15 protein-coding genes are annotated in these 18,792 nt (G+C 67.1%); 9 read left to right on the top strand and 6 right to left on the bottom strand.

The features are described 5' to 3' along the window. Positions 1-28 precede the first annotated feature (28 nt). Together B3D50_RS06075 and B3D50_RS06070 are read right to left on the bottom strand one after the other, a co-directional pair. Positions 29-2,758, bottom strand: coding sequence for a TonB-dependent receptor (locus B3D50_RS06075; RefSeq protein WP_286950118.1), 2,730 nt, complete (start codon positions 2,756-2,758; stop codon positions 29-31). Between the two features lie 234 nt (positions 2,759-2,992). Then, the gene (locus tag B3D50_RS06070) at positions 2,993-5,119 is read right to left on the bottom strand and encodes a TonB-dependent receptor domain-containing protein (RefSeq protein WP_286950116.1); all 2,127 of its coding nucleotides are present in this window, start codon (positions 5,117-5,119) and stop codon (positions 2,993-2,995) included. A 141-nt stretch (positions 5,120-5,260) separates the two neighbouring features. Between B3D50_RS06070 and B3D50_RS06065 the strand changes: the two genes are divergently transcribed. From B3D50_RS06065 to rlmJ, 4 genes are all read left to right on the top strand, one after another. Continuing rightward, positions 5,261-6,151, top strand: a complete 891-nt coding sequence (locus B3D50_RS06065; protein WP_286950115.1) for a DUF4232 domain-containing protein — start codon at positions 5,261-5,263, stop codon at positions 6,149-6,151. Between the two features lie 39 nt (positions 6,152-6,190). Beyond that, a complete protein-coding gene (locus B3D50_RS06060) occupies positions 6,191-7,396 on the top strand; it encodes a glycine C-acetyltransferase (protein WP_286950113.1) in 1,206 nt (401 codons plus the stop codon). A gap of 82 nt (positions 7,397-7,478) precedes the next feature. Continuing rightward, positions 7,479-8,513, top strand: coding sequence for an L-threonine 3-dehydrogenase (gene tdh / locus B3D50_RS06055; protein WP_198478765.1), 1,035 nt, complete (start codon positions 7,479-7,481; stop codon positions 8,511-8,513). Positions 8,514-8,626: 113 nt separating this feature from the next. Continuing rightward, positions 8,627-9,448, top strand: a complete 822-nt coding sequence (gene rlmJ / locus B3D50_RS06050) for a 23S rRNA (adenine(2030)-N(6))-methyltransferase RlmJ (protein ID WP_286950112.1) — start codon at positions 8,627-8,629, stop codon at positions 9,446-9,448. On the opposite strand, the gene B3D50_RS06045 is transcribed toward rlmJ, so the two are convergent. Next, on the bottom strand, positions 9,445-9,780 hold the full coding sequence (locus tag B3D50_RS06045) for an antibiotic biosynthesis monooxygenase family protein (protein ID WP_269299679.1): 336 nt from the start codon (positions 9,778-9,780) through the stop codon (positions 9,445-9,447). The genes rlmJ and B3D50_RS06045 overlap by 4 nt on opposite strands. Positions 9,781-9,867: 87 nt before the next feature. Between B3D50_RS06045 and B3D50_RS06040 the strand changes: the two genes are divergently transcribed. Beyond that, complete coding sequence (locus B3D50_RS06040) at positions 9,868-10,566, top strand: type 1 glutamine amidotransferase (protein WP_040346849.1); 699 nt, start codon at positions 9,868-9,870, stop codon at positions 10,564-10,566. Positions 10,567-10,685: 119 nt separating this feature from the next. Then, complete coding sequence (locus B3D50_RS06035; RefSeq protein ID WP_286950110.1) at positions 10,686-13,163, top strand: hybrid sensor histidine kinase/response regulator; 2,478 nt, start codon at positions 10,686-10,688, stop codon at positions 13,161-13,163. A 9-nt stretch (positions 13,164-13,172) separates the two neighbouring features. On the opposite strand, the gene hemF is transcribed toward B3D50_RS06035, so the two are convergent. After that, positions 13,173-14,027, bottom strand: coding sequence for an oxygen-dependent coproporphyrinogen oxidase (gene hemF / locus B3D50_RS06030; RefSeq protein WP_376782535.1), 855 nt, complete (start codon positions 14,025-14,027; stop codon positions 13,173-13,175). A 248-nt stretch (positions 14,028-14,275) separates the two neighbouring features. Between hemF and B3D50_RS06025 the strand changes: the two genes are divergently transcribed. Beyond that, positions 14,276-15,553, top strand: coding sequence for a dipeptidase (locus tag B3D50_RS06025; RefSeq protein WP_286950106.1), 1,278 nt, complete (start codon positions 14,276-14,278; stop codon positions 15,551-15,553). Between the two features lie 22 nt (positions 15,554-15,575). Here B3D50_RS06025 and B3D50_RS06020 read toward each other — a convergent pair whose 3' ends face one another. Together B3D50_RS06020 and B3D50_RS06015 are read right to left on the bottom strand one after the other, a co-directional pair. After that, positions 15,576-16,193 carry a DUF2726 domain-containing protein gene (locus tag B3D50_RS06020; protein WP_286950103.1) on the bottom strand — a complete coding sequence of 206 codons (618 nt, stop codon included), beginning with the start codon at positions 16,191-16,193 and terminating at the stop codon, positions 15,576-15,578. Positions 16,194-16,264: 71 nt separating this feature from the next. Continuing rightward, on the bottom strand, positions 16,265-16,720 hold the full coding sequence (locus tag B3D50_RS06015; RefSeq protein WP_286950102.1) for a tRNA (cytidine(34)-2'-O)-methyltransferase: 456 nt from the start codon (positions 16,718-16,720) through the stop codon (positions 16,265-16,267). Between the two features lie 196 nt (positions 16,721-16,916). Here B3D50_RS06015 and petA point away from each other — a divergent pair, with 196 nt between their 5' ends. Both petA and B3D50_RS06005 read left to right on the top strand, forming a co-directional pair. After that, complete coding sequence (petA, locus tag B3D50_RS06010; protein WP_040345735.1) at positions 16,917-17,471, top strand: ubiquinol-cytochrome c reductase iron-sulfur subunit; 555 nt, start codon at positions 16,917-16,919, stop codon at positions 17,469-17,471. A gap of 17 nt (positions 17,472-17,488) precedes the next feature. Beyond that, a complete protein-coding gene (locus tag B3D50_RS06005; protein ID WP_003165565.1) occupies positions 17,489-18,787 on the top strand; it encodes a cytochrome b in 1,299 nt (432 codons plus the stop codon). Positions 18,788-18,792 lie beyond the last annotated feature (5 nt).

Here is an 18,792-nt window from a genome sequence, read left to right as displayed (position 1 = left end):
CGGTCGTGAGACCGGGCCTTTTCATTGATCAGTACAAGATCTTCCGCAGGCTGATGCGGAACGTGCGGCCCAGCGGGTCGAGGTAGTCGGGCTGATAGGACAGCGGCGTCTCGCCCAGGCCGTCGCGGACTTTTAGGCGCTGGTCGAAGATGTTCTCGACGCCGACGCTGACGCGGGCGCCCTTCAGCCACGGGTAACGCGACACCAGGCTCTCCCTCGACGACAGGTCGGCGAACAGGTTCAGGTTCACCGTCGTCAGGTCCGAGAAGCTCAGGTCGTCGTCGGGCGAGGCGCCGCCGTTGATGCGGGTGGATTCCTTCCAGTTGGCGTTCAGGAAGCCGCCCATGCCGCTCTTGAAGGCGCCCATCTGCAGCTGGACCTCGTTGCGGGACTGGCCGCCGCGCGCGCCGATGGCGGCGCCGTCCAGCAGGTCGAGCACCGGCAGGCCGTCGCGGATCGTGATCTCATCCTGGATGCGATAGGTGTGATACAGCGAGATGTTGAAGCGCCCTTGGCCCGGCATCATGCCGCCGCCCCGACCGCGTCCGCCGCCAGACTGCATCCGCATTCCGCCGCCAGAGGGCGCGCCGCTCGCGCTGTGGCCTCCCGGAGGCGTGCCGCCCTCGACACGCATGACGGTCGGCGCGCCGCCGCCGCTGCGTGCGTTCATGCGGGCCATAGCCGCCGGGTCCGGCTTGCCGAAGGCGGTCGAGAAGTTGAGGCCCCAGCGGATTTCCTGCTGCTCGGCCTTCTGGAAGTTCAAGGGCCGGGCGTCGATCGACACCAGATTGCCGTCCAGATCGCGCGTGAAGCGCTCGGGCAGGGCGGCTTCCAGTTCGGGCGTAATGGTCGGGAAGGAGGCGATGGAGCCTTCCGTCTCGGTCCGGGTGTAGTTGGCCGTGAAGCGCAGATCCTTGTCCTTCAGCGGGGTCAGGTTGACGCCGAACTTCAGGACTCGCTTGGTCTCCTCGGACAGGTTGGGATTGCCGCCCTCGATGCGGACGATGTTGACCGACTGGCCGGTGGCGAAATCATAGACGGGCACGTTCGGGGTCGAGATCGTCGGGTCGTTCAGTTGCGACATCGACGGGGCCTTCTGTTCGTCGGCCCAGCTGGCGGTGAAGTTGACCGGCTCCCACGGCGACCAGTTCAGCCCGACCGTATAGGCTGACAGGCCGCCGAAATCGGACAGGTCTTCATAGGCCAGGTTCAGATTGGCCGACAGGTCGCCCAATGCGCCCAGCACCTCGCGGTCCCGGCTGGCGATGGGCAGGTTGAAGTTGCCCGAGGCGCTGGTGCGATCGCGCGACAAGGAGCGTTCGGAGAAGACGCTGACCTGCTGTTCCTCGGAGAAGCGCAGGTTCTTGGCGTCCAGCGACTGGCTGTCGAAGCCGACCTTGAAGGTCGAGGTCAGCGAGCCGGCCGGGCCTTCCCAGGCCGTGCCGTTGATGACGCCCTCGATGCTGGTCTTGCTGGAGACGGAACGCGCGGTATCGAACGGATTGGCCGGCAACTGGCCCAGGTCGCCGAACGGGTCGATGGTCCCCGCCGTCACGCCCGCCTGCAGGGCGTCGTCGTTGAGGCCCCGGCCGGTGCGGGTCTTGGTTTCGGTGCGGTCGTAGCCGCCGTTCACCGTCCAGCGCCAGTCGCCCAGATAGCCGTCGACCAGGAAGCCCAGCTGGCCCGACAGGGTGTCCGTCTGCCGTCCCAGCGCGCCGGGCGCGTCGATATAGCGATGCAGAAGCACGTCGCCGGCGAAGGGCGAATAGGGGCTGGCCGAGGGCAGAGCCAGGCTGAGGCCCGGCAGGCCCAGGTAGGAGAAGCTGGATGTATCCTCCAGTTCGCCGCTGAGCGTCATCGACATGGTCTGGTTCAGGTCGCGTACCAGGGAGCCGGAGATGGAGCTGTTCTCGCGCTTGGGCGACAAGGTGCGATAGGCGGTCAGGTCGTCGGTGCGCGGCCCGACGCCGAAGTCGGACAGGCTGGCGCCGCCAGCCGCGTCCGCCCCGACCGAGGCGGTCGTCACGCTCTGGCCCAGCAGGGCCGACATGGCGGGGTCGATCTCGCCGCCGCCCGGCGCAGTGACATTGCCCATCAGGTCGTAGGGAACGCCCTCGCGGGTGATGTTGCGCTCGGTCTCGAACAGGGGGGTGTCGCGTTCGTATTCCAGGTCCAGCGTCCAGCGCTGCTTGCCCGAGATGCGCAGGATGTTGCTTTCCAGGTCGGTCATGGTGCGGCCGCCCTGGTCGGGACGGCGGGCGGTGGCCTGCATGGTGACGGAGCGGAAGTCGGCTTTCAGCACGAAGTTCACGACCCGCTGGTCGGCGCTGTAGCCGTAGGACAGGGCGGTTTCCTCGGGCAGGATCTCGGTGCGTTCGATGGCCTCGGGCGGGATGCCGCGAATCTCGCGAAAGCCCGAGATGCGCCGTCCGTTGACCAGGAAGACCGGCGAGCCGCCGCGCGAGCTGCGCGTCACCGGCTCCAGCAGGGTCATCAGCTCCTCGATGCTGCTGGCGCCGTAGGCTTTGATCTGCTCCTCGTCGAGGGTCAGTTCGGGCTCATAGTCGCCCAGGGCCGCGCCGCGCCGGGCGGTGGTGACGGTCTCCAGCGTGCCTAGGTCATAGGCGCCGTCGTCCAGCTCTTCCTGCGGGACAGGGGTCGCGGTCTGGGCGGGCGTGGATTGCGGCGGGGCGGCGGGCGCCGCCGTGTCGGCAGGGGACAGGGAGGCGAGGGCGAACAGCAAGGCGACTGGCGACATGTCGAGTCCTAAAGGCAACCGGAAAACAGGCACGCTCGCGACCGACGCCCTGTCCCGTCGATCGCATCGACTCGATTAAAGAACGATGTGCGCCGAAGGGCGACGCATTCGCTCTCCCGGATTAAACTCCTGTAATGCGGGGCTTAGTCCTGTCCGAACCGACAAGACTCCAACGGACGAAGGGGCGGAATCCGTCGGATCCCGCCCCTCGTTTTTTGCAATAGCGAAAAAACCCTAGAAGCGGGCGCGCACGCCCACCGTCAGGTTGCGGCCGCGCAGGGGGGCGGTCTCGGCCAGGAAGGAGGCGTGGTTGAACGCCGTCTCGTCCAGCAGATTGGTCCCGCGCAGGAAGATCTGCGAGCGCACCGGCCCCAGATCGACGTCATAGGCCACGGTGGCGTTGACCATGTCGTAGCCGGGCGTCTCGGTCTCGAAGGCGGCGATGTCGGTCTGTTTGAAGGTGCGGCTGTACTCCACATCGCCGGACCACGGTCCCTGGAAGGCGGCCAGGCGCACGCCCGCCCGCGCCGCCGGGATGCGGGGCAGGTTCCCGCCGTCGCCCTTCAGCTCGCCCTGGACGTAATCGCCGAACACCGTGCCCGACAGCCACGGGGTGAACTGTTGCGTCAGTTCGCCCTCGATGCCGGTGAAGGCGGCGTCGGCCTGGCTGTAACGGATCAGGCGGAAGTCTTCATGCTGATCCAGGGTCCGGGCGAAGATGTAGTCGTCATAGACGTAGTGATAGGCGCTGACCGAGCCGGTCAGGGCGCCCTCGGTCTTGCGCAGGGTCAGCTCGATCGAATTGGCCGTCTCGACGTCCAGGCTGGAGTCGCCGATCTCATAGGTGTTGGTCGCCAGGTGGACGCCGTCGGCGTACAGCTCCTGGGCCGAGGGGGCGCGCTGCGAACGCGACAGCGATACGGCGCCGGACCAGCCGGGGGTGAAGTGCCACACCGCCGCGCCCGAGATGGAGAAGGGCTTGTGCTCGGTATCCGGCAGGCCGATGGCCGAGGTTTCCTGCCATTCCTGACGCAGGGCGCCTTCCAGGTGCCACAGGCCGATCTCGTATTCCTCCATCACGAACAGGCCGGTGTTCTTGGTCGTGCTGGGGGCCAGGAAGCTTTCCTCGCCGACGGCGGCGAAGTCGCTCTTGCTCAGTTGCAGGCCGACCACGCCGCGGAAGCCCGCGATCTCGCGGTGCTGGGCCTCGATGCGGCCGTCGTAGCCCTTGTTGGTGAAGGTGGTCGAGACGACGCCTTCCTCGAGCTCGCTATGCTCATAGTCGGTGTAGCCGGCGCGCAGGCGCACGTTCTCGATGCCCGGCAGCGGGTCGCGCAGTTCGCCGCGCAGGTCGACGCGGCGGCTCTTCAGGCGGACCTCGGGGGCGGCGTGGTCGTGATCGCCTTCATGCTCGTGCCCGTGATCGTCGTCGCCGTGGCCATGATCGTCATCGTGGCCGTGATCGTGGCCGCCGCCGCAGTGCAGGTGGTCGCCGTGCGGGTGGCAGCCTTCATATTCATGGCTGTGACCGGCCAGGCCGTAGCGGCTGGTCTGTTCGGTATAGGCCGCGCCCAGATAGCCGCGCGACCCGATCCAGGAGGCGCCGAGCGTTGCCGTAGAGGTCTCGTTGTAGGAGCCGTCCAGGCGCGGCTCGTCCCAGCCGGGAACCTTGTAGTCGTCCGACTTGCGCGCCGCCGCCTCGACGCGGAGGGCGAAGTTTCCGGCGCCGACCGTCAGGCCGACAACGCCCGCTTCCTCGTCATCGACCGAGCCGCGACGGTATTCGGCCACACCCTCGCCGCCGTTCGCCGGGACGCGGGTCGGGATCTTCTTGTCCAGCAGGTTGACGGCCCCGCCGATGGCGCCGCCGCCGTAGAGCAGGGCCGCCGGGCCGCGCAGGATCTCGACGCCCTCCAGCAGCAGGGGTTCGCCGGATACGGCGTGGTCGGGCGAGACCTCGGAGGCGTCCATCAGGCCCGCGCCCTCGCTCAGCACCTTGACGCGGGGCGAGGTCTGGCCGCGCACCACCGGGCGGCTGGCGCCGCCGCCGAAGGTGTCGGAGTTGACGCCGGGAATGCTGTTCAGGGTGTCGCCCAGGGTCGATTGGCGCCGATGGACCAGATCATCGCCGCTCAGTAGGGCGACGTGCGAACCGACGTCGTCGCCCGCGCGGCCCAGGGGCAGGGCGCGCACCACCACCTCGTCCACCTCATAGGCCTCGGCAGCGCGGGGCGTATGATCGTGCGGGTCGCCCTGCGACTGACGCTGCACGACGTCTTCGGCGAAAGTGGGGGCCGCGGCGCCCAGGTTGGTCAGCGCCGCCGCCCCCGCGGCGGTCAGCAGGAAGGTCCGAAATCGCATGTCACGCATCCCCGTTACAATGATGGGAGGCTTGATATGTTATAGTATATCATTACGCAACCGCTCCCTGACGATTTGCTGGGGCGGAGCCTTCACAAGCCCTCGACGTTGCAGCAGGGTCGCCGCACCAAGGGGGCTGCCATGACCAGATCCGCCACGTTCCAGACCATCGCCCTCACCGCCGGATTGGGGCTGCTGGCCGCCGGATGTTCTCGGGAGAAGCCGGCCGAGCCGACCTCGCCGATTGAGGCGCCGACGGACCAGAGCGCAGCCGCCGTCGGCTATGCCTGCGAAAGCGGCAAGACGGTCGTCGTCGCCTATCCCGACGCCCAGACCGCACACGTCTCCTACGAAGGAAAGGACTACGCTCTGACCAACGTCGTTGCAGCCAGCGGCGCCCGGTACGCGGGGCAGGGGCTGGAGTGGCATACGGCCAGCCGAGGCGAACTGGAGAGCGGCACGCTGAGCCGCATCGGCCAGACCGGGGGGGCGGAGGATCAGGCGGGCGGCGCCATCATCGAGCGTTGCAGCCGCCCGGTCGCCGCCGTGGCGCCGCCGCCGTCGGGCGCGCCGTGCGCCGCCGAGAACCTGCGCCTGGCGGTGGAGGGCGGCGACGCGGGCATGGGTCATCGCCTCACCACCCTGGCGCTGCGGAACACCGGGCCTGACGCCTGCACCGTGACGGGCTATCCGTCCGTCAGCCTGCTGGACGGCGAAGGAAAGCTGATGACGGGCGTTCGCGCGGTTCAGGCGCCGGGGAGCTATCTCGCCCAAGGGCGCGCGCCGGCGCCGGTGGAAATCCGCCCGCAGCAGGCCGCCTGGTTCGACCTGGCCTGGACTGTCGTCCCGCATGAGGACAAGGGCGAGACGACCTGTCCTTCGGCCAAGACGGTGCGCGTGACGGTGCCGGGCGCCGCGACGGCGATCGCCCTGCCGCTGGCCTTTACCCCCTGCGGCCGGCAGGTTGAGGTCAGTCCCCTGCGGCCCGTCGCCGACGCCTCGGCTCAGCCTGTTTCGGCGCCCGCAAACTAGGGGTTCAAACCTGCCCGAATCCAGCGTAGCGGAGCAAACATGACCCAAGATACGAACCAGGCCTTCTACGACCGCGTCTCCGCCGAACTGGCTGACATCCACGCCCAGGGGCTGACCAAGCCCGAGCGCGTCATCGCCTCGCGTCAGGGGCCGGTGATCTCGGTCAACGGCCGCGACGTGCTGAACTTCTGCGCCAACAACTATCTGGGCCTTGCGGGCGACGAGCGCGTCACCCAGGCCGGGATCAAGGCGCAGCAGAAGTGGGGCGCAGGCACGGCTTCGGTCCGCTTCATCTGCGGCACGCTGGAGATCCACAAGGAGCTGGAGCGCGCGATCGCCGACTACCTCGGCTTTGAGGACGCCATCCTGTTCGCCGCCGCCTTCGACGCCAACGGCGGCATCTTCGAGCCGCTGTTCGGGGCCGAGGACGCCATCGTCTCGGACAGCCTGAACCACGCCTCGATCATCGACGGCGTGCGCCTGTCGAAGGCCCAGCGTTACCGTTTCGCCAACTCGGACATGGCCGATCTCGAGGCCAAGCTGAAAGAGGCGCGCGCCGCCGGGGCCCGCAACATCATCATCGCCACCGACGGCGCCTTCTCGATGGACGGCTACATCGGCAAGATCGACCAGATCCGCGCCCTGGCCGACCAGTATCAGGCCCTGATCATGGTCGACGACTGCCACGCGACCGGTTTTCTGGGCGACAAGGGCAAGGGCTCGTTTGCGCATTGCGGCGTCGAGGTCGACTTCGTCACCGGCACCTTCGGCAAGGCCCTGGGCGGCGCCATGGGCGGCTTCATCTGCGCCCGGTCGAGCGTGGTGGAACTGCTGAAGCAGCGGGCGCGGCCCTATCTGTTCTCCAACGCCCTGGCGCCGGCCGTCTGCGGTTCGTCGCTGGAGGCCATCCGCATCGCCGCGGGCGAGGAGGGCGACAAGCTGCGCGCCCAGCTGTTCGCCAACGCGGCGCGGTTCCGTTCAGCCATGGCCGAAGCGGGCTTCGACCTGCTGCCGGGCGAGCATCCGATCATTCCGGTCATGCTGGGCGACGCCAAGCTGGCGCAGGACATGGCGGCGCGTCTTCTGGAGCTGGGCGTCTACGTCATCGGGTTCAGCTTCCCCGTGGTGCCGCGCGGCCAGGCCCGCATCCGCACCCAGATGTCTGCGGCCCACACCTTCGAGCAGATCGACGCCGCCGTCGCCGCCTTCACCCAGGCGGGCAAGGAACTGGGCGTCATCAAATAGGCGTTCGCCTGCATCGTCATGGCCGGGCGACCGGCCGTGCCGGAATTAAATAAGCGTTTGAGGAAACGACATGGCTGACATGATGAAGGCCCTGGCCAAGACGAAACCGGCTGAAGGGCTGGAGCTGATCGACGCCCCCATTCCCGTCGCGGGCGATGAGGACGTGCTGATCAAGGTGCACCGCACCGCCGTCTGCGGCACCGACATCCACATCTGGAACTGGGACGAGTGGTCCCAGAAGAACGTGCCCGTGCCGATGATCACCGGGCACGAGTTCGCCGGCGAGATCGTCGCCATCGGCAAGGACGTGGACCGTCGCCTGAAGGTCGGCCAGCGCGTCTCGGCCGAGGGGCACGTCATCGACCTGAACTCCGAAGCGGCCCGCGCCGGTCACTTCCATCTGGACCCCGACACGCGCGGCATCGGCGTGAACCGCCAGGGCGCCTTCGCCGAATATGTGGTGGCCCCGGCCTTTAACGTCATCGAGCTGCCGGACGACGTGCCCTATGAGATCGGCTCGATCCTGGACCCGTTCGGCAACGCCGTGCACACGGCGCAGCAGTTCGACCTGCTGGGCGAGGACGTGCTGGTCACGGGCGCCGGCCCCATCGGCATGATGGCCGCCGCCGTGGCGCGTCACGCGGGCGCCCGCACCGTGGTTCTGACTGATATCAATGACTTCCGCCTGGAACTTGCGCAGAAGGTCGCGCCGGGCGTGCGCACGGTGAACACCACCAAGGAAGACCTGCGCGACGTCATGCACGAGCTGGGCCTGAAGGTCGGCTTCGATGTGGCGCTGGAGATGTCGGGCTCGCCCGTCGCCTTCAAGCAGTGCGTCGACACCCTGATCATGGGCGGCGGCATGGCCCTGCTGGGCATTCCGTCCAAGCCGATGGAGACCGACTGGGGCGCGATCATCCTGAAGGCCCTGACCATCAAGGGCGTCTATGGGCGTGAGATGTTCACCACCTGGCGCAAGATGCTGGGCCTGCTGAAGGCCGGTCTGGACCTGACGCCGCTGATCACCCACCAGATGCCGTATCAGGACTTCGAGGCGGGCTTCGAGGCCATGAAGTCGGGCAAGTCGGGCAAGGTCGTCCTGAACTGGGCCGACTGATCGAAATCTGAAGCGAGACCAAGGCCCCCTGACCGCAAGGCAGGGGGCTTTTTCGTATCAGAGCGCTGGTGATGCGGGCTTGACCCCGCGCTCGCCGCGAGAGACGAGCGGGCATGAATTACCGTCACAGCTTTCACGCCGGAAACTTCGCCGATCTGGTCAAGCACGCCCTGGTGCTGTGGCTGTTGAAGGAGCGGCAGGCGCGTGGACCCGTCGCGGTTCTGGACACCCATGCGGGGGCGGGCCTCTACGACCTGTCGGGCGACGCCGTCCGCTCGCGCGAGGCTGAGGCCGGGGTGGCGCGGCTGATGACCGCCGAGGCGCGGCCGCCGCTGATCGAGGCCCTGGCGGCCGAAGTTGCGGCGCTGAACCTGCAGGGCGGGGTGCGGTTCTATCCCGGCTCGCCGGTGCTGACGGCGCGGGCTTTGCGGGCTGAGGATTCCTATCGCGGCTTCGAGCTGAATCCGCCGGTCGAGGCTCTGTTGCGCGAGGCGCTGGCGGCCTGGCCCAACGCTGTGGGGCAGGCGGGCGACGGCTATGAGGAGGCGGTGCGTGCGGCGCGGGGGCTGAAGGCGCCGCTGGTGCTGATCGATCCGCCGTTCGAGCGGCCCGACGACTATGTCCGCTCCGCCGAGACGGCGGCGGCGGTGTTGCGCGCCGATCCGACGGCCTGCGTGGCGATCTGGACGCCGCTGAAGGATCTGGAGACCTTTGACGGCTTCATCCGGCGGCTGGAGCAGGCGGGGCTGTCGCGGGTGCTGGTGGCCGAGGCGCGGCTGCGTCCGCTGAACAATCCGATGAAGATGAACGGCTGCGCCATGACGGTGGTCAACGCTCCCTCGGGCGCAGAGGCGGCGGCGGCTGAAATCTGCGGCTGGACGGTCCAGGCGCTGGGCGATGCGGGCGGCCGAGCCGAGGTCTGGCGCGCGGGCTAGGGCTGGATGACCTCGCCCGGCTCATAGAGGTGCGGCTCGAAGGTCGCGATGGCCAGGATCGGCCCCATGGCCGCGACGATCCGAGGATGGCGGGTCATGGCCTTCCAGGCGTCGGCGTCGGCCCAGACGGCGTGATTGGCCGCCACGCGACCGTTCAATCCGCGATGCAGGGTGGCCGAGACGAAGCCGGGCAGGGCGGTCTGAATACGCACCAGATCCGCCAGACGCTCCATCAGTTCATCCTGATGGGGCGCATTGCACTTGAAGACATTGATCAGGACGACCAGGTCTTCAAGCGGCGCATCGGCCGGGGCGTCGGCGGAAGAAGGCATGGGCGGTTCGTCTCATTGCTTTGTTCTTTCTTCTACCGCAATCCGGCCGCTAAGGCTTCCTTCACCGCCGTCGATCAAGTGGATTTCATGACCGCCATCGCTATCCTCGAAACCGGCCGTCCGCCCGCTCATCTGGCCGAGGCGTTCGGCGACTACACCGCCCAGTTCCGCGCCATGCTGGGCGAAGGCGCGACCACCCATCGCTTCGATGTTCAGGCGGGGGAACTCCCCGAGGATCCATCGGCCTTCGCCGGGACGATCGTCACCGGATCGGCGGCGGGCGTCTATGAAGACCTGCCTTGGATCGAGCCGCTGTCCGCCTGGCTGCGCGAGGCGCGGGGCAAGACGCGGCTGGTGGGCGTGTGCTTCGGCCACCAGATCCTGGCCCACGCCTTCGGCGGCCGGGTCGAGAAGTCCGACAAGGGGTGGGGCGTCGGCCTGCACCGCTATGACGTGCTGAGCGATGAGGCCTGGATGACGCCGACGGCGGCGACCATCGCCATTCCGGTGTCGCACCAGGATCAGGTCGTGGCCGCGCCCGCCGATGCGCGGGTGCTGATCTCCAGCGCGTTCACGCCCTATGCGGGCCTGGCCTGGGGGCAGGACGCCATCAGCTTCCAGTGCCACCCCGAGTTCGATCCGGCCTTCGCCGCGCGCCTGACCGAGGGGCGGCGGGGACGTATCGACGACGCCCTGGTCGATCAGGCCCACGCCACCCTGGCCGAGCCGAACGACCGCGCCGTCCTGGCCGACTGGATCCGCGCCTATCTAGGCGTGTCGGCCTGAAGGGCGGTCATGGCGTGGCGCGTGTCGTCGAACGGCGCTAAGTCTTAGGCAACTTTCGCAGGACTAGGGTCGCGAGGATGTCTTCCATACGCCTCAAGACCTTTGTTCGCGCGCCCTTGATGGCGGTCGCCATTATGGCGGTCGCCGAGCCCGCCATGGCCAAGGCGGTGCAGAGCGCCGAACTGGCGCGCGCGGTCGAACAGCGCGCCTCCCGTACGGATTTCGCGGCGCTGGAAGCTTTCGGCCTGGAGGCGATGAAACGCCGTGACCGCGAGGGGCTGAACCGGCTGTATCATGTCGCCTGGACGGTTCTGAACCAGGGCGATTTCGAGCGGGCGGCCATTTGGAACAAGCGCCTTGAGACGCAGGCGCGCGCCCAGAACGACCAGCGCTACCTGGCCATTGCGCGACTGAACGCACTGACCATCCTCTACGACAAGGGCGACCTGTCGGTTGAGGATGAGATGGCGCATACGGCCCGCACCACGCGCGACTGGTTCGTCATGGCCCATGCGGCCCGGCTGAGCGCCCTGGCGCTGATGGACCAGGATCGGGTGGGCGAAGGCCTGCGCCTGCTGAAGACGGTCGAGGCGGAGATTCCGGCTCACGACCCCTATGCCGCCACCGCTCGCGCCGGCGTGTGGGAAATGACGGGCATGGGCTTGATGAAGCTCAGCGACGTGGCGGGCGCCGCCGCCGCCTTTCGTCGTTTTGAGATCGACGATTCCAACCCTGAATACCCGCGCCCTGATTTCGACAGCCTCTATAATCTGGCGCGTATGGCGATTCAGGTCGGGGATTTGCCGAACGCAGAACTCTATTACGCGGCGCACCACCGCTTAAGCCAGCGCGCCAATCTGGAAAGCCTCAGCGCCTATGACGCCGCTCTATGCGCAGCCGTGGCCGATGCACGACGGGATTCGCGCGGGGTGCTGGACTGTCTGGCTCCGCACGAAGCCCTGATAGACGGCAAGGCCTTTCTGGCGCTGGACATTCTGCCGGCGCGCGGCGTGGCGCGGGCGCGGCTGGGCGATCTGGCGGGCGCGCGTCGCGATCTGGAGCGCCTGCGCGAACTGGCGCCGGAAGGGGCGGTCGATCCGACCGAACGTCTGCTTGAGGCTGAGCTGCTCTTCGGCTCAGGCCGGCCGCGCGAAGCGTTCGAGATCTTGCGCGAGTATCAGCGCGAGCGCGACCTGCACCTGTCCCGCCGCTTCAGCGCGGGCATTCATCAGGTGACGGGCGACATGCAGCAGCAGTTGGCCGAGCGGCGTCGTCAGCTCGAGACCGCGCGCGCCAACACCCAGCTGCAGCAGGCGGTGATCCGGGGGCAGAACTGGATTCTGGCCATCAGCCTGGTTTTCGTCCTGTCGGTGCTGCTGGTGCTGCTGTGGCAGAGGCGACAGTCGCGGCGCCTGAAAAAGGCGCAGCTTCACGCCGAGGCGGCGAACCGCGCCAAGAGCGAGTTTCTGGCCAATATGAGCCATGAGATCCGCACGCCCCTGAACGGGGTGGTGGCCATGGCCGAGGTTCTGACGACGCGTGATCTGCCGGAGCGGGATCGCGAACTGGTCGACATCATCCGTTCGTCGGGGGCCACTCTGGAGCGGTTGCTGTCGGACATTCTGGACGTCGCTCGTATCGAGGCAGGCCAGGTGGCGATCGACTCGACGCCCTTCGATCTGGAGCAGGTGACGCGCGATGTGGCTGTCCTGTGGGCGCCGCTGGCTCTGGGCAAGGGCGTGGAGCTGCGGCTGGACTATGATCCGACCTTGCCCCGTCGGGTCATCGGTGATGCGGTGCGGCTGCGTCAGGTGCTGACCAATCTCATCAGCAATGCGTTGAAGTTCACCCAGGAAGGCGCGGTGACGCTGGAGGCCGTGCAGGGCGAAGGGGAACGCGTGCGCTTCACGGTCACGGATACGGGCATCGGCTTCGACGTCGAGTTCAAGTCGCGCATCTTTCATCGCTTCCAGCAGGAGGACGGTTCGATCACCCGTCAGTTCGGCGGCAGCGGCCTGGGGCTGGCCATTTCGGATGATCTGGTGCGGCTGATGGGCGGCGAGCTGGACTGCGAGTCTCCGCCGCAGGGCGGCGCGCGCTTCTGGTTCGATCTGCCGTTGCCGCCGGTCGAGGGCGCGGAGGATGAGCTTGAAGCGGCGCCTGTTCCGCCTGTCGCCCTGCCGCGTGCGGATCGCTCAGGCGCGCCGCGCGTGCTGCTGGCCGACGATCATCCGGCCAACCGCAAGGTGGTCGAGGTCATGCTCGAACCGCTGGGCGTCGAACTGACGACTGTCGAGGACGGGGCTCAGGCCCTGGCCGCCTTCCGCGAGGGAGGATTCGACCTGGTGCTGATGGATATGCAGATGCCGGTCATGGACGGGTTGACCGCGACGGCGGAGATGCGCGCGCATGAGCGCCGCTCGGGCGCCGAGCCGACGCCGATCCTGATGCTGACCGCGAACGCCATGAGCGAACATGTCGAGGCCAGCCGTCGCGCGGGCGCCGACGGCCATCTGACCAAACCGCTCAGCGTGGCGGGTCTGACCAGGGCCGTCGCAGAGGCCCTGGACCGGACGCACGATCGGGTTTCGGCTTGAGCCGTCGCTCTATGGCCACTTCACCACGGGAGGCATGGAGCTGAGGATCGACTCGACGTTGCCGCCGGTCTTCAGCCCGAACATGGTGCCGCGGTCGTAGAGCAGGTTGAACTCGACGTAGCGGCCGCGACGGATCAGTTGCTCCTCGCGCTCGGCCTCGGTCCAGGGCTCGTGCATCCGGCGGGCGACGATGTCGCAATAGACCTTGAGGAAGGCCTCGCCGACCGCCTGGGTGAAGGCGAAGTCGCGCTCCCAGTCGCCGCTGTCGTGGTGGTCGTAGAAGACGCCGCCGGTGCCGCGCGGTTCATTGCGGTGGGGCAGGAAGAAATACTCGTCGCACCACTGCTTGTATTTGGCGTGCCAGGACGGGTCGAAGGCGTCGCAGGCACCCTTCATGGCGGCGTGGAAATCCACGGTGTCCGGGTGGTCGTCGCGGCGGTCCGCATCCAGCACGGGCGTCAGGTCGCCGCCGCCGCCGAACCAGGTCTTGGTCGTCGAGATCAGGCGAGTGTTCATGTGGACGGCAGGCACGCGCGGGCTGACCGGATGGCAGATCAGGCTGATGCCGGTGGCGTAGAAGCGCGGGTCTTCCTCGGCGCCCGGCACATTCTTGGCGTAGTCGGCGGGGAAGGTTCCGTGGACGGTCGAGCAGTGGACGCCGACCTTTTCAAACAGGCGGCCGCTCATCATGCCCATGACGCCGCCGCCGCCTTCCTTGCGGTCCCAGGGCGTGCGGACGAAGCGGCCGGGCTCTCCGGCGAACAGTTCGGCGGGGGCGGCGTCTTCCAGCGCCTCGAAACCGGCGTGGATCTTGTCGCGCAGGGTTTCGAACCAGACGCGGGCGCGCTCGCGGCGCTCAATCATCAGGGCGGGGTCAGCTTGGATCATGAGGGCTTCAACCATGACGCGGCCTTTCTGAACAGTCCGGCGGGTTGCTCGGATGCGAGCCTGATGCCGCAGCGCGGGCGAGGGGGCCTTGATCCAGATCACAAGGCGCGGCGCAAACGATGCCTACGGACGGTTCCCTCGACGGCGCGCATGTGCCAGCGTGCGGCGCCCGCAAAGCGGCGCCGTGGGGCGACCGGGCGGGTCCGTAGTTCAGAGGGGAAATCATGATCCGCATTGCTTTGCGCGCAAGCCTGCTGGCCGCCGCTTCCGTCGCCGTTCTGGCCGGACCGGTTCTGGCTCAAACGTCTCAGCCGCAAGAGGCGCGCGTTATGCAGATTCTGAAGCGCACGCCCCTGATCGACGGGCACAACGACCTGCCGTGGGTCTTGCGTCAGGGCTTCGGCAATGACCCGTACAGCGTTGATCTGAATGCGAATCTGTCGACCTCGACACGCCTGCACACGGATATTCCGCGTCTGCGCGCCGGGGGCGTGGGCGGTCAGTTCTGGTCGGTCTATGTCCCCGCCAGCATGGCGCCGGTCGACGCCGCGAAAGCCACCTTCGAGCAGATCGACACGGTGAAGCGCATCGTCGCCGCCCATCCCGAGACCTTCGAGATCGCCACCACGGCCGACGACCTGGTCCGCATCCATCGCGCGGGCAAGATCGCCAGCCTGATCGGCATGGAGGGCGGCTATTCGATCGACGACTCCCTAGGCCTGCTGCGCGAGTTCTACGATTCGGGCGCGCGCTACATGACGCTGACCCACTCCAAGAGCACGACCTGGGCCGACAGCGGCACGGACGCGCCCAAGTGGAACGGTCTGAACGCCTTTGGCGAAGACGTGGTCCGCGAGATGAACCGTCTGGGCATGATGGTCGATCTCAGCCACGTGTCCGAGGCCACCATGGTCGACGCCATTCGCGTGTCCGAGGCGCCGGTGATCTTCTCCCACTCTTCGGCGCGGGCGGTGACGGCCCATCCGCGCAACGTGCCCGACGCCGTGCTGCGCCAGATGGCGGGCAACGGCGGCATCGTCATGGTGACCTTCGTGCCGGGCTTCGTCAGCGAGGCCGTACGGGCTTCGGGCGCCGCGCGCGGCGCGGAGATGACGCGGCTGACGGCCCTCAATCCCGGCGATCCCGCTGCGGTCAAGGCGGGCATGGACGCCTGGAACGCCGCCAATCCGGCGCCCAAGGCGACGATGGAGGACGTCATCGCCCACATCCAGCACGTCCGCGACGTGGCGGGGATCGACCACGTCGGCCTGGGCGGCGACTATGACGGGGTGGACAGCCTGCCGGTCGGCCTGGAGGGCGTGGACGGCTATCCGCGCCTGCTGGCCGAACTGATGCGCCGCGGCTGGAGCGAGGCCGACATCCGCAAGATCTCGGGCGAGAATCTGCTGCGCGTCATGCGCGCGGTCGAGCGCGTGGCGGCCTCGAAGAGCGCCGAGCGGCCGAGCCTGGCCAAACTGCCGAACGACGGCGCGCCGGAGTAAGGTTCAGGCTAGGACAAGGCGATCAGGCCGGCTCGTCGGCAGGCGTTCTGCGCCGGACGAGCCGGTCGATTTCGAAGGCCAGTTCTTCGGGAGCATGCCCGGAACGAATTTCTAGGAATTCGATCCCGGCGCGTCGGAGGGCTTCACGTTTCACGGCGTCGCGGGCGGCCGCCGTGCCTTGATAGTGGCCTGAGCCCTGGTATTCGACCGCGGCGATGGGCAGACCGTCCCGGGCGATGATCAGCATGTCGACCCGCTTGCTGTTCACGGCCTGAAATGCGTTCGTATCCGTGGAACCCAGAACCTCACCGAGCGAGACTTGGGCCATGACGCGCCAACCGAGCGGGTGCTTGGCCAAGCCGCGCTCCAAGGCGTAGAAGACGCGCGCTTCCTGTCGCGACATCAGTCGTTTGGCGTAAAACTCAGCCTTCATGACTGTCGCCAGCTGATCTGTGGCGGGATTTCGAGGCGTGGGAACGACCTTGACTGCGGTCGTCGACGGTTTGGTTCGGCGCCGCCCGCGGCGTTTCGTGGCGTCAGCCGCGCTCAACCCGATCAGAAAACCTGCGAGAAGGGTGAACGCCAACAATAAAGGCAGTTGGTCCGGCGTGGTAAGCTCAAGCCACAGGGATTGCATCATGGTCTCCGCTATTGCGGATCGACGTTATGCATGTGCGGGTTGGCGTGAACTGAACGGCTTTAGTTAATCGCTCAACGCGTCGGCAGTTTGTTCATCTGACGCAACGCCTCATGCAGGCCGATTCCGGCGCTGACCGACAGGTTCAGCGAGCGGGTCTCCGGGCGGATGGGGATGTAGATTCGCGCATCCGCCGCCGCATGGACGTAATCGGGCGAACCGGCGCTTTCCTTGCCGAACAACAGAACGTCATCCGGCCGAAAAACGAAATCCGTCAGAGGTTCGGCCGCGCGCGTGGTGAACAGCACCAGCCGTCCCGGCGCCCGGTCGCGTTGGAAAGCGCCCCAGTCCGCATGGCGCGTCATATGGGACAGCGGGCCGTAATCCAGCGCCGCGCGCTTCATCGCACGATCGTCGAAATTGAAGCTGGTGGGCTCGATGACGTGCAATTCCACGCCGAAACAGGCGCTCAGACGGATGCAGGCGCCGACATTATGGGGGATGTCAGGTTGAAAAAGGGCGAGACGCATTCTAAGGCCCTCATACGCGCGGGGCGGGGCCTTGTCGCGGCTTTTGTTGCGACTGTTTCGCAAATCGCTTTTGCGACTTGTCAGGAACAGCCGAAACCAAGGCCGGACGGGCAGGGGTTTGCCGTCGCATGATAGGGTTCCATTCGGTTGACGTTCCTTCCAGGGGCGGGCGACCGGCGATGCAGAGGTGAAACGCGTGGCCGAATCGGTCGTGAATGCTGACGGGCCTGACGGCCAACACGGGGGTGGCGACGCCACTCGCCGCGACTTCATCCACATTGCGGCGGGCGCGGCTGCGGCCGGCGCCGGCGTGATGGTGGCGTGGCCCCTGATCAACCAGATGAACCCGGCGGCCGACACCCTGGCCCTGGCGTCGATCGAATTCGATCTGACCAAGGTTCAGGAAGGCCAGCAGGTCGTCATCAAGTGGCAGGGCAAGCCGGTCTTCGTGCGCTATCGCACCCCGGCCGAACTGACCAAGGTCATCGACGAGGGCGCCGTGGGCAGCCCGCCGCAGACCGACGCCGAGCGCACCAAGGAAGGCCACGAGAAATATCTCGTCGTCATCGGTTCGTGCACCCACCTGGGCTGCGTGCCGACCTTCAACGCCGGTGAATACGGCGGCTGGTTCTGCCCGTGCCACGGTTCGCACTACGACGCCTCGGGCCGCATCCGTAAGGGACCGGCGCCGCTGAACCTGATCGTGCCGAACTACGAATACGTGTCCGACACCCGCGTGAAGATCGGCTGAGGACGGACAGAGGAACCATGAGCGATCACGAATCCACCTACGTCCCGAAGACCGCTGTTGAGCGGTGGATGGACACCCGCCTGCCGATCATCCGTTTCGGCATGGACTATGCGAACCTGCCGACCCCGAAGAACCTGAACTACTGGTGGACCTTCGGCGGCATCCTGGCGATCTGCCTGATGACCCAGATCATCACCGGCATCGTCCTCGCCATGCACTACACCCCGCACGTCGACATGGCCTTCGCCTCGGTCGAGCGCATCATGCGCGACGTGAACGGCGGCTGGCTGATCCGTTATGTGCACGCCAACGGCGCGTCGATGTTCTTCATCGCCGTCTATCTGCACATGCTGCGGGGCCTGTACTACGGCTCCTACAAGGCGCCGCGCGAGATGATCTGGATCGTCGGCTGCGTCATCTTCTTCCTGATGATCGCCACCGCCTTCCTCGGCTACGTCCTGCCGTGGGGCCAGATGTCCTTCTGGGGCGCTGAGGTCATCACCAACCTGATCGGCGCCATTCCGGTCGTCGGCGAGCCGATCCTGGTCTGGCTGCGCGGCGGCCCGGCGATCGATAACGCGACGCTGAACCGCTTCTTCTCGCTGCACTACCTGCTGCCGTTCGTCATCGCCGGCTGCGTGGTGCTGCACCTGTGGGCCCTGCACGCCGCCGGTCAGAACAACCCGGTCGGCATCCTGATCCCGAAGGACCGTCAGGCCAAGGACACGCTGCCCTTCCACCCGTACTTCACGGTCAAGGACGGCTTTGCGATCATCCTGTTCCTGATCCTGTTCGCGGTGTTCGTCTTCTACAACCCGGGCGCCCTGGGCCACGCCGACAACTACATTCCGGCCAACCCGCTGCAGACCCCGGCGCACATCGTGCCTGAGTGGTACATGCTGCCCTTCTACGCGATCCTGCGCGCCATCCCCGACAAGTTCGGCGGCGTGGTGGCCATGTTCGCCGCGATCGGCGTGCTGTTCGTCCTGCCGTGGCTGGATACGTCCAAGGTGCGCTCCATGCGCTACCGCCCGACGATGAAGACCTTCTTCATCATCTTCCTGTTCGTCTGCTTCGGCCTGGGCTGGTGCGGCGCGCAGCTGCCGGACGCGCCGGTCGTGCCGGGCATGCCCAGCTTCAACCTGATCGACGGCCAGCTGAACTCCTACCTGTGGCTGACCCGCCTGTTCACCGCCTACTACTTCGTCTTCTTCCTGGTGCTGATGCCTCTCATCGGCCTGCGTGAGAAGCCGCTGCCGATCCCGGCGACGATCTCGGAGCCCGTGCTCCCGTCGACCGCAGCCGAGAAGGCCTGAGCGCG

This window comes from Brevundimonas sp. UBA7507 (genome assembly GCF_002478355.1).
Taxonomy (GTDB): domain Bacteria; phylum Pseudomonadota; class Alphaproteobacteria; order Caulobacterales; family Caulobacteraceae; genus Brevundimonas; species Brevundimonas diminuta_D.
Note: the sequence above shows the minus strand (reverse complement) of the source record. Positions and strands in the feature narration are given on the sequence as shown.

Bases quoted from the DNA above. Each gene is read 5' to 3' on its own strand.
- B3D50_RS06075 (WP_286950118.1), bottom strand. From the start codon at position 2,758: ATGTCGCCAGTCGCCTTGCTGTTCGCCCTCGCCTCCCTGTCCCCTGCC.
- B3D50_RS06070 (WP_286950116.1), bottom strand. From the start codon at position 5,119: ATGCGATTTCGGACCTTCCTGCTGACCGCCGCGGGGGCGGCGGCGCTG.
- B3D50_RS06065 (WP_286950115.1), top strand. From the start codon at position 5,261: ATGACCAGATCCGCCACGTTCCAGACCATCGCCCTCACCGCCGGATTG.
- B3D50_RS06060 (WP_286950113.1), top strand. From the start codon at position 6,191: ATGACCCAAGATACGAACCAGGCCTTCTACGACCGCGTCTCCGCCGAA.
- tdh (WP_198478765.1), top strand. From the start codon at position 7,479: ATGAAGGCCCTGGCCAAGACGAAACCGGCTGAAGGGCTGGAGCTGATC.
- rlmJ (WP_286950112.1), top strand. From the start codon at position 8,627: ATGAATTACCGTCACAGCTTTCACGCCGGAAACTTCGCCGATCTGGTC.
- B3D50_RS06045 (WP_269299679.1), bottom strand. From the start codon at position 9,780: ATGCCTTCTTCCGCCGACGCCCCGGCCGATGCGCCGCTTGAAGACCTG.
- B3D50_RS06040 (WP_040346849.1), top strand. From the start codon at position 9,868: ATGACCGCCATCGCTATCCTCGAAACCGGCCGTCCGCCCGCTCATCTG.
- B3D50_RS06035 (WP_286950110.1), top strand. From the start codon at position 10,686: ATGGCGGTCGCCATTATGGCGGTCGCCGAGCCCGCCATGGCCAAGGCG.
- hemF (WP_376782535.1), bottom strand. From the start codon at position 14,027: ATGATTGAGCGCCGCGAGCGCGCCCGCGTCTGGTTCGAAACCCTGCGC.
- B3D50_RS06025 (WP_286950106.1), top strand. From the start codon at position 14,276: ATGATCCGCATTGCTTTGCGCGCAAGCCTGCTGGCCGCCGCTTCCGTC.
- B3D50_RS06020 (WP_286950103.1), bottom strand. From the start codon at position 16,193: ATGATGCAATCCCTGTGGCTTGAGCTTACCACGCCGGACCAACTGCCT.
- B3D50_RS06015 (WP_286950102.1), bottom strand. From the start codon at position 16,720: ATGCGTCTCGCCCTTTTTCAACCTGACATCCCCCATAATGTCGGCGCC.
- B3D50_RS06005 (WP_003165565.1), top strand. From the start codon at position 17,489: ATGAGCGATCACGAATCCACCTACGTCCCGAAGACCGCTGTTGAGCGG.